Raw genomic sequence first — 13,515 nt, forward strand, 5'->3', positions numbered from 1 at the left:
CCGTGCGTCCGATCCCGCTTCGATCGGTGATCGGCCCTTCAGGCGTGGACAGATATGAACGCATTCACCCCGCACGCAAACGAAATCAGGCGCAGCAACAAAAACCTGCCCGGCTCGGTCAAGGTCGGCAGGGATGTTCTCATGATACCGCCCGTGCGCCTCTACGGCACCGCCAAGGTGGAGGAGGGCTGCACGATCGGCAAATATACTTATGTCGGAAACATGAGCGCCTTGGCAAATGTCGATATCGGCAACTATTGCTCGATCGCCCGCGCGGTGGAGATTGGCGCCAAGCCGCATCCGCTCAGTATGTTGTCCTCCCATCCCTTTCAGTTCGACGACAAGCACTTCAACGGGCAGCCGGGTTACGACCTTGAACGCGTGGTATGGCAGGAAAGCTCTGAGCCGCCGCGGGTGATGATCGGGAACGATGTCTGGCTTGGGACGAAGGTCACGATCCAGGGCGGCGTATCAATCGGTACGGGTGCTGTCGTGGGGTCGAATGCGGTGGTGACGAAGGATGTGCCGCCTTATGCGATCGTCGCCGGTGTTCCCGCCAGGATCATGCGCTACCGGTTCGATCCCGATACGATCGAGCGTCTGCTGGCTAGCCAGTGGTGGCACTTCGATCCCGCAGACATGAGTGGTATTGATTTCACCGATGTATACGCGGCCCTCGCCGAGGTCGAAAGGCGCAGGACGCTGTTTGAAACGCAAGTGAGAAGCGCACTCGCCGGCTCGCTGCTGAACGCCGCCGACCGTACCAATCAGGGGATACTCTGGTTCGATGTCGAAAAATCCTATGCCGTCCCGGATGTCATTGCGAGCTACGGCACCGTCCATATTGAGGCTAGCCAGCAGGAGGGCATCGGGACCGACAGTTACCCGATCCTGAAGAGCTGGTTCGATCCCGTCTCGAACTACTTCGCCGTCTGGACCGGCCAGTACATGGGGCCGGTTGCCGAAGGGAGCGTCAGTTTCAGGCTGGAGTGAGCGTTGCGGCTTGCCGGAACGGCTTCGACCTCAGCAGGCGAGATCCGCCACCACGGCATCGAGGATCAGCATGCCTGCCGGCGTGCAGCGCAGGCGGGAGTTGCCAAGACGCTCGAGGAAGCCGTGGTCGATGAGGAACTGCTCGCGTGCCGGATCGGGGTCATGGCCCGACAGCGCCTGCCAGCGGGCGAGATCCACCCCCTCTGTAAGACGCAGCCCCATCAACAGCAACTCGTCGGCCTGCTCCGACAGTTCGAGCACCTCCTGATCGACCATGCCGTGGCCGTTCTCCTCGACGCGCGAGAGCCAGGTCTCGGGATGGCGCTCGGTTGCAGTGGCAATCTTTGCGCCGCCGGTCGACAACCGGCCATGGGCGCCGGGGCCGATACCGACATAGTCGCCGTAGCGCCAGTAGGTGAGGTTGTGCCGGCTTTCGGCGCCGGGGCGGGCATGGTTGGAGACCTCGTAGGCGGGCATGCCCTCGCGCGCTGTGATCTCCTGCGTCGCCTCGTAGAGGACAGCCGACTGTTCGCCATCGGGAACGATCAGCTTGCCGGCCTTGTGCAGCCCGTAGAACGGCGTCCCCTCCTCGATCGTCAACTGGTAGAGGGAGAGGTGGTCGACGGCATAGGACACTGCCTGCTTCAGCTCGGCATCCCATTCCGCCACCGTCTGGTTCGGCCGGGCATAGATCAGATCGAAGGACATGCGCGGGAAGATCTCGCGTGCAAGCCTGATAGCCTTCAGGGCGTCTTCGACGTCGTGCAGCCGGCCGAGGAATTTCAGGTCGCGGTCGTTCAGGGCCTGCACGCCGAGCGAGACGCGATTGACGCCGGCCGCGCGATAGCCGCGGAAGCGTTCAGCCTCGACGCTGGACGGGTTGGCCTCCATGGTGATCTCGATACCGTCGGGCATGTGCCACTGGCCCGCTATCCCTGACAGGATCGCGCTGACCGTCGAGGGTCGCATCAGGGAAGGGGTGCCGCCCCCCATGAAGACGCTGGTGACCGTGCGCGGGCCGGTCAGCCGCCGCATCGTCTCCATCTCCTTCAGGAAGGCGGCGACGAACCGGTCCTGGTCGACCGGCTGATGGCGGACATGACTGTTGAAGTCGCAATAGGGGCATTTGGCGGCACAGAAAGGCCAATGCACATAGACTCCGAAGCCGGGGTCCAGCGGATCGTCGGCAATCGGCTGTCTCGGTGCGAAGGGGGTGACCGCCGTCATCTGCTGCCCTACGCTTCCAGGCAGGTTTCGACGAAACGCTTGAAGGCGCGGGCGCGGTGCGACAGCGCCTGGGCCTCGCCGGGCTTCCAGCCGTGCTTTTCCTCTGCACTCATCTCGCCGAAGGTGACCGCGTGGCCCTCCGGCTGGAAGATCGGATCGTAGCCGAAGCCCTGGCTGCCACGCGGCGGCCAGACGACGGTGCCTTCGATTTCTCCGCGGAACATCTCGGTATGCCCGTCCGGCCAGGCCAGGCACAGGACGGAGACAAAGCGGGCGGTGCGATCGGCCGGTGCCGTGGCGCCTTTTTCACCGAGCGCGTGTTCGACCTTCTCCATCGCCATGGCGAAGTCGCGGCTGCCGTCAGCCTTTTCCGCCCAGTTGGCGGTGTAGACGCCGGGCGCGCCGCCGAGCGCATCGATAACGATTCCCGAATCGTCCGAGAGCGCGGGCAGCCCGGCAGCCTTGGCCGACGCCAGCGCCTTGATGGCCGCGTTTTCTTCGAATGTCGTGCCCGTCTCGTCGGGTTCGATGAAGTTCAGGTCGGCAGCGGACCTGGCCTCGAAGCCGAGCGGGCCGATCAGGTCGCGGATCTCGCGGATCTTGCCGGCATTATGGCTGGCCACGACGATCGTGCGGGTATCGAGCTTGCGCATGTCTGTTCCTGTCAGGTCGGGTCGCCGGGGTTGAGGCCCCAGAGGCCAGGTTCGGCACATTCGAGGCTGTTTCCGGCGGGGTCACGGAAATAGATGGAGCGGGCGCCGTTCGGCCAGCGGAAATCCGCCTCGATGGCGACACCTGCTTCTTTCAGCTTTTCTACCCAGAAATCAAGCGCCGTGGCCGATGCGCGAAAACAGACATGGCCTTGTCCTGTCATTCCATGCACGGGCACGGGAAAAGCGTGCGGCGGCGGCGGCACTATGGTCTCCTTCGGATTGAAGATCAGAAGGACGCCGGGGCCACAGCGGAAGAAGACATGGCGATTCGCCTGGCGGGTGATCTTCTCAAGGCCAAGCAGGCCGCCGTAGAAGGCTTCGGCCGCATCCAGATCTTCCGCATAGAGCGCGGTCTCAAGGATGCCGGCGAGGAGGTTCTCCGGATCGGCCATCTAAATTTCCTCCACCTCGCATCTTTCCCGGCAGACGGCGAAGCGCCGCCGTCGCCTCCCGGCCTTGACCGGGAGAGGGTGCCCGAAGGGCGGATGACGGGCAAGGGAGAAGTTCCGCGGCCCGAAGATGCCATCTCACCCCCGCATGGGGGCAAGATGGTGCGTAGGCCGGATGAGGAGAGGCGCGTTCCGCACTTGCGGCAATGCGTCTGATCCCCTCACCGCACTCGCGCTTCTTCCCAGGCGAGAAGGAGAGGGGCCGCCTCTCAGGCGACGGCCTGTTTCTGCATCTCGACAAGCTCGGCGATGCCGGTCTTGGCAAGCCCCATCAGGCTGGCGAACTCTTCTTCCGTGAAGGGCTTGCCCTCGGCCGTGCCCTGGATCTCGACGATGCCGCCCGAGCCGGTGATGACGAAGTTTGCATCGGTCTCGGCTGCCGAATCCTCGAGATAGTCGAGGTCGATCACCGCCTGGTCGGCAAAGATGCCGCAGGAGATGGCGGCGATATGGTCCTTCAGCACCTTGTCGACCTTGATCATGCCGCGCGTCTCCATCCATTTCAGGCAGTCGTGCAGCGCGATCCATGCTCCCGTGATCGATGCCGTGCGCGTGCCGCCGTCCGCCTGGATGACGTCGCAGTCGATGGTGATCTGGCGCTCGCCGAGCGCCGTCAGATCAACGACGGCGCGCAGCGACCGTCCGATCAGGCGCTGGATCTCCTGGGTGCGTCCGCCCTGCTTGCCGGCTGCGGCCTCGCGCTTCATGCGCTCGCCGGTGGCGCGCGGCAGCATGCCGTACTCGGCCGTTACCCAACCCTTGCCGCTGTTGCGCAGCCACGGCGGCGTCTTTTCTTCAAGGCTTGCGGTGCACAGCACATGCGTGTCGCCGAATTTCACCAGACAGGAACCCTCCGCATGCTTGGAAAAATTGCGCTCGAAGGTGACCTTGCGCATCTGGTCGGTCTTTCTGCCTGACGGCCGCATCGCATACTCCGTTGTTCATCTTTGAGGTCTGCGGTGCTTCTAGCGCATCAGACCGAGAATCGAAATCGATTTCGCGGACGCTCTTCCATCGCGCTTGCAGGCGAATGTGCTTGTGCGGCACCGTGGGCAGCCCCTATATTGAGGTCAATGAGAAGGTTTGTTCGATCGGCATGGTACTGAGGACTCCCGCGGACACGGACGTATATGCGGCGCTGGACGAGCGCGCCGGCGAGATTTTCCGCCGGATCGTCGAGAGCTATCTGGAGCACGGCGAGCCGCTCGGCTCGCGGAATCTTTCCCGCATCCTGCCGATGTCGCTGTCGCCGGCTTCAGTCCGCAACGTCATGAGCGACCTCGAGGCGCTCGGCCTGATCTATTCTCCCCATGTCAGCGCCGGTCGTCTGCCGACGCAACTCGGCCTGCGCTTCTTCGTCGATGCCTTCATGCAGGTCGGCAAGGTCTCGGACGAGGACCGGGCGTCGATTGACCGGCATGTCCATCGCCCGGGCCACGGCCAGAGCGTCGAGACGATGATGACCGAGGCGAGCCGCATGCTGTCGGGCATGTCGCGCGGCGCCGGCATTGTCATCACGGCCAAGAATGACACGGTCCTCAAGCACGTGGAGTTCATCCGGCTGGAGCCGACCAAGGCGCTGGTTGTGCTCGTCGGCGACCACGACCAGGTCGAAAACCGCATCGTCGAGCTGCCGGCGGGAACGACCAACTCGCAACTGAGCGAGGCGTCGAACTTCCTCAACGCCCATCTCGCTGGCAACACGATCTACGAGGCGCGCACGAAGCTGGAAAGGTTGCGCCAGCAGGTGCGCGGCGAGCTGGATGCGCTGTCGCAGGATCTCGTCGAGCGTGGCCTCGCGGTATGGTCCGGCGGGGAGGAGGAAGAGGCCAAGCCTACCCGGCTGATCGTTCGCGGCCGCGCAAACCTTCTGGAGGGGCTTGCTGGCGCCGAGGACGTCGATCGCCTTCGGATGCTGTTCGATGACCTGGAAAAGAAGGACAGCCTGATCCAGCTCCTGAACCTCGCCGAAAGCGGGCCGGGCGTTCGCATCTTCATCGGCTCGGAAAACAAGCTGTTCTCGCTTTCAGGCTCGTCGCTGATCGTCGCGCCCTATCGCGACAGCGACGAGCGCATCGTCGGTGCTGTCGGGGTGATCGGACCGACGCGGCTGAATTACTCGCGGATCGTGCCGATGGTGGACTATACTGCACAGTTGATGTCCCAGCTTTCGCGCTGATACGCGGCCGGCCGGCGGATGAGTTTGCCAATGAGCCTTGATTTTTTCGGTGCGAAGCTCGATATCCGCCTCAACTCCCGTCATTTGCCCCGGCGCCCTTCGGCGGCACGGACCTTGCGGGAATACGCGTGAGCGCCGCCCAGCCGAGAGGTAGCGGCAGGTCGCTCTGACCGATCAACCGATGCATGGCCGCAGGGCGGGAGCGCTCCGCGACATGTGTGATTTCTCAAGCCGGAGAAACCGATGACCGACGATACCAGCAAGCACGCCCCCGAAGCCGCGAATGACGAGGCCGAAAGCGCCGCTGTGTCGCCCGAAAACAGCCAGACGGAACAGGCCGCCGAAGGTGCCGCTGATCCCGTTGAAGTCCTGAAGGCGGAAAATGCCGACCTGCGCGACAGGTATCTGCGCCTGGCGGCCGAGATGGACAATCTGCGCCGGCGCACCGAGCGCGACGTGAAGGATGCGAAGTCTTATGCGATCGCCGGCTTCGCGCGCGACATGCTCGCCGTGTCCGACAATCTGCGCCGCGGTCTGGATGCCATTCCGGCCGAGGCGCGCGAGGCGGCCGACGCCGGCCTCACGGCCCTGATCGAGGGTGTGGAGATGACCGAGCGCTCCATGCTTTCGGCACTGGAGCGTCACGGCGTCCGCAAGCTGGAGCCGATCGGCGAAAAGTTCGATCCGAACTTCCATCAGGCGATGTTCGAGGTGCCCAACACCGAGGTGCCGAACGGGACCGTTCTCCAGGTCGTCCAGGACGGCTACAAGATTGGCGATCGTGTCCTGCGTCCGGCGATGGTCGGCGTGTCCAAGGGTGGCCCGAAGGTTGCCACCGGCGCGGACAAGCCCGAGTAAGGCTGAGACGCACTCTGTCAGCAGTCATGAAGCCCGGCAGCCCACACGCTTGCCGGGCTTTTTCGTTGCCGCAACGGGCATGCTGAACCCACGTCATCGCGTCGGTCTGGGAGGCTGACGTCATTCGCCATGAAAAAACCGGCCCGCCATAAGGCTGCCGGTTTTTGCTGTTTCCTTACCTCTACGGCGAGTCGGTCGGCAGGGCGAGCACGGAGGCGAATGCACAACACCGTCAGACAGGGAAAGACGCCAGGGGCGTTCCCTTGTGCAGGCACGTCGGCCGGAGCCGCGTCAGGCGGCGTTGGACGCCTGTTCCTCGTTCAGGCAGGCGTAGATCGCCGTCGCCGAATCCGAGGTCCGAAGCTTTGCCACCATTGCGGGATCGCGCAGCACACGGGCGATGCGCGACAGGGCCTTGAGGTGATCGGCACCCGCACCTTCGGGCGCCAGCAGCAGGAAGACGAGATCGACCGGCTGGTCGTCCAGGGCTTCGAAGTCCACAGGCGTCTCAAGACGGGCAAAAAGACCGGTGATCTGATCCAGTTCCTTGAGCTTCCCATGCGGGATTGCGATACCGTTGCCAACCCCCGTCGAGCCGAGACGCTCGCGCTGGAGGATGACGTCGAATATCTCGCGCTCCGGAAGTCCGGTGATCTTCGCCGCTTTTATTGCCAGTTCCTGAAGTAGCTGCTTCTTCGAATTGGCCTTCATAGCCGGGATAATTGCGCTCTGCTGCAGCAAACCTGCCAATGCCATTCTTTTGTCCTCGTGAGCCGCAGTGAAAGGAATGAAGCGGAAAGCGCCCAGCCCCCGGGCGCTTTCCCCTGCCACCTTAGCCTTTGATACTGGCTGCATCTATCCAGCCAATATTTCCGTCGTTTCGCCTGTAGACGATATTGAGCTGTTCCTGGCCGACACTACGAAAGAGAAGAACCGGTTCATCCGTCATGTCGAGCGCCATCACGGCACTGGCGACAGACATCGTCTTGAGCGTCTTCGTGCTTTCCGCAACGATGGTCGGCGCATAGTCGGCCGGGAGTTCGTCCGAGTCTTCGGGTACGGCGTCCATCACCGTATAGGCGACTTCCGCATAGGCGTCGTGACCGTTCCCGTTATGATGATCCTTGAGTCTGCGCTTGTAACGGCGGAGGCGTTTTTCGATCCGATCGGAAGCCGCATCAAAAGCGACAATCGGATCGTTCGCCTCGCCGTTGGCCTGCAGGGCCGCCCCGGTGTCGAGGTGAACCTTGCAGTCGGCGCTGAATCGCGAACCGGACTTTTCCACGGTGACCTGGCTCGAATATCCTCCATCGAAATACTTGGTAACCGCCGATCCGATCTGCTCTTCAATCCGCAGTCGGAAGGTTTCACCGATTTCCATATGTTTGCCGGATACACGCACACTCATGGAGTTTCCTCTCTCATTGTGATTTGCGTGTCACAGTCTATTCCAACCGGACCCGTCATCCAAGCACTTCACGCGAGCAACACCCTTTCGCCTGCCGTACCGTGGAAAACGGGGGTTCTGGGACCGGCCTGTCTTCGCTTCGGAATTGGGGCGGGCATCTATCCGTTCCTTAACCGAGAGTCAACAGCGCCGGGTGCAGGACACGCGTCACGTTTTCGTCGATAGGTATAACGACGCAGGCCAAAAATCGATCCAAGCCATGCATGCCGGGCCGTCGCAGAGCCGGGCCGCACCCTGCCGGGGGAGCCGGAAAACGCCGTAGCAGCCGGTGTTGCGGGGGATCATCACGTCCGCTTCAGGTCGCATGCACGATTGCGTGAAGTCGGCTTTGCGATCCCGCCGAGCGACATCCAGTCAAAGCTCAAAAACCGGAGGCCTTCGCGAGCGCGCGCTTTTCCCGCCGTCTCTGGACGGAGGAGGGGATGTTCATCGCCTCGCGATACTTTGCCACCGTTCGCCGCGCAATGTCGACGCCGCCCTTTTTCAGGATGTCGACGATGTCGTCGTCGGAGAGCACGCCGTCGGGCGCTTCCTGGGCGATCATCGTGCGAATGCGGTGGCGCACCGATTCGGCGGAATGCGATTCGCCGCCGCCCGACGAGCCGATCGACACGGTGAAGAAATATTTCAGCTCGAACAGGCCGCGCGGCGTCAGCATGTACTTGTTCGACGTCACGCGGCTGACGGTGGATTCGTGCATCTTGATCGCATCGGCGACCGTCTTCAGGTTCAGCGGCCTGAGGTGATCGACGCCGTGCATGAGGAAAGCGTCCTGCTGGCGTACGATTTCGGTCGCGACCTTCATGATCGTCTTGGCGCGCTGGTCGAGGCTCCGCGTCAGCCAGTTCGCGTTCTGCAGGCATTCGTTGAGAAAGGCCTGGTCATCGCTCGCCCGCTCCGTGCGCCGCGACACCGACGTGTAATACTCGTTGTTCACGAGCACGCGCGGCAGGGTCTCCTGGTTGAGCTCGATGTGCCAGCTGCCATCGGGAGCGGCGCGGACGATGATATCGGGCACGACGGACTCGGAGACGCCGGGCTGGAAACGGGTGCCTGGCTTCGGGTCCAGCTTGCGGATCTCCGCCAGCATGTCGATGAGGTCCTCTTCATCGACGCCGCACAGCCGCTTCAGCGTCGCGAAGTCGCGCCGCGCCAGGAGTTCCAGATTGCCGACCAGTGCGGCCATCGCGGGATCGAAGCGGTCGCGCGCGCGCAGCTGGATCGCCAGGCACTCGGCCAGCGAGCGGGCGAACACGCCCGGCGGGTCGAGCTGCTGCAGCGTATCGAGCACCCGCTCGACCTCGGTCAGAGGCTTGCCGAGCTTCAACGCCGTCTCGGCGATATTGGCCGTCAGGTAGCCGGCCTCATCCAGCTGGTCGATGAGGTGGCTCGCGATGATGCGGTCGACAGGCGAGGCAAGCGCGAAAGGCACCTGCTCGCCCAGGTAATCGCGCAAAGTGGTCTGGCCGGCGACGAAGTCGTCGAGATCGTAACCCTCGCCGTCGGTGGCGCCGGGCATCGATTTCCATTGCCCGAGAAGTTCCGGTGCATCGGCCGCGCGCGGCCCGGCATCGTCGGGGAAGACGTTGTCGAGGCTCGCGTCGAGCGTGTCGGAAATGGCCTCGGCGCCGCCGGCCGTTGCGGTCTCGTAGAGATCGCTCGCGTAGGCGCCCTCGACGCCACCGTCATCGTGGCCGGACCGTTCTTCGTTGACGGAATAATAGTCATTTTCCGAGGCAAATGCCTCGTCGCCGCGCGCGCCATCGTCGCGTGAGGTAAGCTCGAGAAGCGGATTGCGCTCGACCTCGTTCTCGATGAACTGCGTCAATTCGAGATGCGTCATCTGCAGCAGTTGGATCGACTGCATCAGTTGCGGCGTCATGACCAGAGACTGGCTCTGCCGCAGAAGAAGGCTGGCTGCGAGTGCCATGCGGACGCTCAAACTCCCTGGCGCAACCTGATCGTCGATAGACGCTGAAGGACGCCGTACACAAACATACACCCTCCGGAAATCGAGGCTGATTTTCCCGAGCGGACGATGCGCAGATTGCTATTCTACTGCCTCCTCGGAACGCCCATTGCGGGCGCGTGGTGCAGCATACACCCTGGTCGCCGTCCCAAACCCCCGTCTCGAACAGGCGCGCCAATGCCGGATTTCCGGGCGGCAAGACCGAGGTCTTCGCCCTGAATTTCAAGCTGGCCCAAAAATTGCTTTTTTATAGGGTTTGGTCAAGCAGCCGCAGCGCGATAAGGTGAATTTCATTGCCCGCGCCGTGGCGGAATCTTGAATTTATCGTGATTGCGGCTGCGCTTTTGCGCAATTTAATTGCCGCCACCCCTGAAATTTGAGTGGCGGGCCCAAAAACCCGCAATCCAAGATTTGGTGCCTAGAGGCTGAAATTGTCACCCAGGTAAAGGCGGCGGACGTCGGGATTGGCAACGATGTCGTTGGCGCGGCCATGGGTGAGAACCTCGCCGGCATGGATGATATAGGCCCGGTCGATCAGGCCCAGCGTCTCGCGCACGTTATGGTCGGTGATCAGTACGCCGATGCCGCGCGACGTCAGGTGGCGCACCAGCGCCTGGATATCGGCAACGGAGATCGGATCGACGCCCGCAAACGGCTCATCAAGCAGCATGAAGGTCGGGTCGGTCGCAAGTGCGCGGGCGATTTCGAGGCGCCGGCGCTCGCCGCCGGAAAGCGCGATCGCCGCCGACTTCCGCAAGTGCGAGATCGAAAATTCGGCAAGCAGGCTGTCGAGCTTGCGCTCCCGGCGCGCCTTGTCGCGGTCGTGCACTTCGAGCACGGCGCGGATGTTCTGCTCCACCGTCAGGCCGCGGAAGATCGACGCCTCCTGCGGCAGGTAGCCGACGCCGAGGCGTGCGCGGCGATACATCGGCATCGTCGTCACGTCGTTGCCGTTCAGCTCGATCGTGCCCTCGTCCACTGGAACGAGCCCGGTGATCATGTAGAAACAAGTGGTCTTGCCGGCACCGTTCGGCCCCAGCAGGCCGACCGCCTCGCCCCTGCGCACGACGAGCGACACGCCGTTGACGACGCGCCGGCCGCCATAGGTCTTGGTCAGGTTGCGGGCGATCAGCGTGCCCTCGTAGCGGGACGTGTCGGCGGTCCGCTTGATGACCGGTTCGGCCTTCTTCACGCGGCGCGACATGCGGGATATGGAAACGAGGGACACGGGCGTCGTCAGTTCGTGGTTTTGCGGGACTTGGGGTCTAGCTGGATCATCACCCGGCCGCCGCAGGCGTCGAGCTTGGCCTCGCCGGTGCGCATCAGCACGGTCAGCTGGCAGCCGACGAAGACGTTCTTGCCTTCCGAAAGCACGACCTTGTCGCCCTTCAGGACGAAGACTTCGTCGACGAGGTTGAACGTGCCGGTATCGGCGGTCGCTTCCTGCGTTCCGGACTGGAGGAACACCTTTTCCGATACATCTATCTTTTCGATGTTGGCGTCGCCACTCGAGATCGAGCCGCCGCCCTGGGCGCTGTAGTGCACGACCATATTGCCGGCCTGCAGGGTCGTCGTGCCCTGCACGACCTTGACGTTGCCGGTGAACTGGGCGGTGTTGGACTGCTGCTGGATTTCCAGCTTGTCGCTCTGAATCTGGATGGGCTGGTCGTTGGACAGCTGAAGCCCCTTCAGCTGGCTCTTCGTTTCCTGCGCTCCTGCCCCTGTTGCAACCAGCAGGAAGCCGGCGGCGAGAAGCGGGAGAATGGCATGTCTTTGCGCGGGTTCAGAAAATGCGGACATCGTGGCCCTACTTCTCTCGGTTGCGGATGGCGGCGGGATCGACATTCACGACGACGTCTCCCTCGAAGACGACGGTCCGCCCTTTATCTGTCATTCGCAGCGACTGCGCAACAATCGAAGCTTCCTTTGATTGGATGGTGACGGGCTGCTGGGTGGCCATGCGGCCGGCGTTGATGTCGAGATGGGCGTCGCGGAAGGCTGCCTCCAGGCCGGTATTGAGGCGGATGGTGAAGGGGGCGGTCATGTCGAGTATGTTGCGGCCGCGATCATAGATGCCGGTGACGGCGTCGACCTGGGCGATCATCGTTTCGTTGACCGGCATCTGTGCCCGGATGTTCTCCAGCTGGATGATGTCCGGGTTCTTCATGTCCTGCAGCGCCCGGTCGGCCTTCATCGAATAGCTGATGCCGTCGCGGTTTCGGCCGGCTATGGCGGGGTTTTTCATCACCACCTTGCCGTCCTCGATCGTGGCGCTTTCGACGTCGAGCTGGTCGGGAATGTAGGTGCTGATGATGGATACGATCGCGAAGATGGCCGCGATCAGCAGGCCAGCAATCGGAAGGGCGATCTTCAGAAAGCGCACGCGCGCAGAATGCCGTGCGGCCCGACGGTAGGCTTCCGTCGACCGGACATTCGGTTCGGCATGCATATCTGCGACTGTTGTCAGCATGTACCTTGTTCAAAGTTATTGGGCCGGGGGGCCCGCGCCGGCTCAGCCGCCTGTTCCCTGCACCACATTAACGCGCCCCATATGGCGATTATTCCTGAACAAACAATGGATGTCCAAATTTTGGCATAGATGATTTGCCATTTGCCCGGGTAATGCCATATCGATGAGGCACTTGGCAAATGGCCTCGATGCCTTACGCCACGTTGAATGACCGCACGGGAACCTCGAGATGGACCAGTCCGCCATTGCCGACCGCCGCCAACTGCGCCGGAAACTGACCTTCTGGCGCGTTGCCGCCGTACTGGTCGCCGCCATCGCGGCCTTTGCGGCGATCGCCTCCAGCTATCCGGCAGCCTCCGGTCAAAATCACGTTGCCCGCGTTTCCATCAGCGGCATCATCCAGGACGACCGCGAACTTCTGGAGCGTCTGGACCGGATCGCCCGGAACGATAATGCCAAGGCGCTCGTCGTATCTATCACGTCGCCGGGCGGCACCACCTATGGCGGTGAGACGATCTTCAAGGCGCTACGCCGGGTTGCCGAGAAGAAGCCGGTCGTGTCCGACGTACGCACGCTTGCCGCCTCCGCCGGCTACATGGTCGCAGCCGCGGGTGACCGGATCGTCGCCGGCGAGAGCTCGATCACCGGCTCGATCGGCGTTATCTTCCAGTATCCGCAGGTAAAGGATCTGATGGACAAGGTCGGCGTGTCGCTCGACGAGATCAAGTCGGCACCGCTCAAGGCCGAACCGTCGCCCTTCCATCCCCCCAGCGAGGACGCCAAGGCGATGATCCGGCGCATGGTGGACGACAGTTTTGCCTGGTTCGTCGATCTGGTCGCCGACCGCCGCAAGCTGCCGCGCGAAGACGTGCTCAAGCTTGCCGACGGCAGCATCTACACCGGTCGCCAGGCGCTGCAGGTCAAGCTGGTCGATGCTCTGGGCGGTGACGCGGAGATCCGCGACTATCTGGAGACGCGCGATGTGGCCCGCACCCTGCCGGTCGTCGACTATGAGCCCCCGCGCCGCACCAGCCTGTTTGGCATCGGCATCGATTCGGCAGACCTGTTGAAGGGCATCTTCGACCTCGGCACTGGCAGTGCGGACGTTCTCAAGAAGCTAGGGGGCGAAAAGTTGTTCCTTGACGGTCTTGTTTCGGTTTGGCAGGTTGGACGTGATTGAAAAGACAAG

The 13,515-nt window shown here is 62.8% G+C and carries 14 protein-coding genes; 4 read left to right on the forward strand and 10 right to left on the reverse strand.

Annotation, left to right across the window (positions count from 1 at the left end; genetic code table 11):
- Nucleotides 1-141 precede the first annotated feature (141 nt).
- A complete protein-coding gene (locus HV823_RS27030) occupies nucleotides 142-993 on the forward strand; it encodes a CatB-related O-acetyltransferase (RefSeq protein ID WP_281374029.1) in 852 nt (283 codons plus the stop codon).
- Between the two features lie 30 nt (nucleotides 994-1,023).
- Here the strand turns inward: HV823_RS27030 and hemW are convergent, their stop codons facing one another.
- From hemW to rph, 4 genes are all read right to left on the reverse strand, one after another.
- Nucleotides 1,024-2,220, reverse strand: coding sequence for a radical SAM family heme chaperone HemW (hemW, locus tag HV823_RS05845; protein WP_176948799.1), 1,197 nt, complete (start codon nucleotides 2,218-2,220; stop codon nucleotides 1,024-1,026).
- A gap of 8 nt (nucleotides 2,221-2,228) precedes the next feature.
- The gene (rdgB, locus tag HV823_RS05850; protein ID WP_176948800.1) at nucleotides 2,229-2,873 is read right to left on the reverse strand and encodes an RdgB/HAM1 family non-canonical purine NTP pyrophosphatase; all 645 of its coding nucleotides are present in this window, start codon (nucleotides 2,871-2,873) and stop codon (nucleotides 2,229-2,231) included.
- An 11-nt stretch (nucleotides 2,874-2,884) separates the two neighbouring features.
- The gene (locus HV823_RS05855; RefSeq protein ID WP_176948801.1) at nucleotides 2,885-3,325 is read right to left on the reverse strand and encodes a VOC family protein; all 441 of its coding nucleotides are present in this window, start codon (nucleotides 3,323-3,325) and stop codon (nucleotides 2,885-2,887) included.
- Between the two features lie 266 nt (nucleotides 3,326-3,591).
- Nucleotides 3,592-4,308 carry a ribonuclease PH gene (gene rph / locus HV823_RS05860; RefSeq protein WP_176948802.1) on the reverse strand — a complete coding sequence of 239 codons (717 nt, stop codon included), beginning with the start codon at nucleotides 4,306-4,308 and terminating at the stop codon, nucleotides 3,592-3,594.
- A gap of 170 nt (nucleotides 4,309-4,478) precedes the next feature.
- Between rph and hrcA the strand changes: the two genes are divergently transcribed.
- Nucleotides 4,479-5,561, forward strand: a complete 1,083-nt coding sequence (gene hrcA / locus HV823_RS05865; protein WP_176948803.1) for a heat-inducible transcriptional repressor HrcA — start codon at nucleotides 4,479-4,481, stop codon at nucleotides 5,559-5,561.
- 243 nt (nucleotides 5,562-5,804) lie between these two features.
- Complete coding sequence (gene grpE, locus HV823_RS05870) at nucleotides 5,805-6,419, forward strand: nucleotide exchange factor GrpE (RefSeq protein ID WP_176948804.1); 615 nt, start codon at nucleotides 5,805-5,807, stop codon at nucleotides 6,417-6,419.
- 291 nt (nucleotides 6,420-6,710) lie between these two features.
- Here the strand turns inward: grpE and ptsN are convergent, their stop codons facing one another.
- The 6 genes from ptsN to lptC form a co-directional block, all read right to left on the reverse strand.
- The gene (gene ptsN / locus HV823_RS05875; protein WP_176948805.1) at nucleotides 6,711-7,175 is read right to left on the reverse strand and encodes a PTS IIA-like nitrogen regulatory protein PtsN; all 465 of its coding nucleotides are present in this window, start codon (nucleotides 7,173-7,175) and stop codon (nucleotides 6,711-6,713) included.
- Nucleotides 7,176-7,251: 76 nt separating this feature from the next.
- Nucleotides 7,252-7,827, reverse strand: a complete 576-nt coding sequence (gene hpf / locus HV823_RS05880; RefSeq protein WP_176948806.1) for a ribosome hibernation-promoting factor, HPF/YfiA family — start codon at nucleotides 7,825-7,827, stop codon at nucleotides 7,252-7,254.
- Between the two features lie 421 nt (nucleotides 7,828-8,248).
- Nucleotides 8,249-9,817 (reverse strand): RNA polymerase factor sigma-54, encoded by a 1,569-nt coding sequence (gene rpoN, locus HV823_RS05885; RefSeq protein ID WP_176948807.1) that lies wholly within the window; start codon nucleotides 9,815-9,817, stop codon nucleotides 8,249-8,251.
- 457 nt (nucleotides 9,818-10,274) lie between these two features.
- Nucleotides 10,275-11,060, reverse strand: coding sequence for an LPS export ABC transporter ATP-binding protein (gene lptB, locus HV823_RS05890; RefSeq protein ID WP_097141463.1), 786 nt, complete (start codon nucleotides 11,058-11,060; stop codon nucleotides 10,275-10,277).
- A gap of 32 nt (nucleotides 11,061-11,092) precedes the next feature.
- Nucleotides 11,093-11,656 carry an LptA/OstA family protein gene (locus tag HV823_RS05895; protein ID WP_176948808.1) on the reverse strand — a complete coding sequence of 188 codons (564 nt, stop codon included), beginning with the start codon at nucleotides 11,654-11,656 and terminating at the stop codon, nucleotides 11,093-11,095.
- A 7-nt stretch (nucleotides 11,657-11,663) separates the two neighbouring features.
- A complete protein-coding gene (gene lptC / locus HV823_RS05900) occupies nucleotides 11,664-12,326 on the reverse strand; it encodes an LPS export ABC transporter periplasmic protein LptC (protein ID WP_176948809.1) in 663 nt (220 codons plus the stop codon).
- A 229-nt stretch (nucleotides 12,327-12,555) separates the two neighbouring features.
- Here lptC and sppA point away from each other — a divergent pair, with 229 nt between their 5' ends.
- Nucleotides 12,556-13,506 carry a signal peptide peptidase SppA gene (sppA, locus tag HV823_RS05905; protein WP_176948810.1) on the forward strand — a complete coding sequence of 317 codons (951 nt, stop codon included), beginning with the start codon at nucleotides 12,556-12,558 and terminating at the stop codon, nucleotides 13,504-13,506.
- Nucleotides 13,507-13,515: the final 9 nt, after the last annotated feature.

Source organism: Mycoplana rhizolycopersici (genome assembly GCF_013378445.1).
In the GTDB taxonomy this organism is placed as follows: Bacteria; Pseudomonadota; Alphaproteobacteria; order Rhizobiales; family Rhizobiaceae; genus Mycoplana; species Mycoplana rhizolycopersici.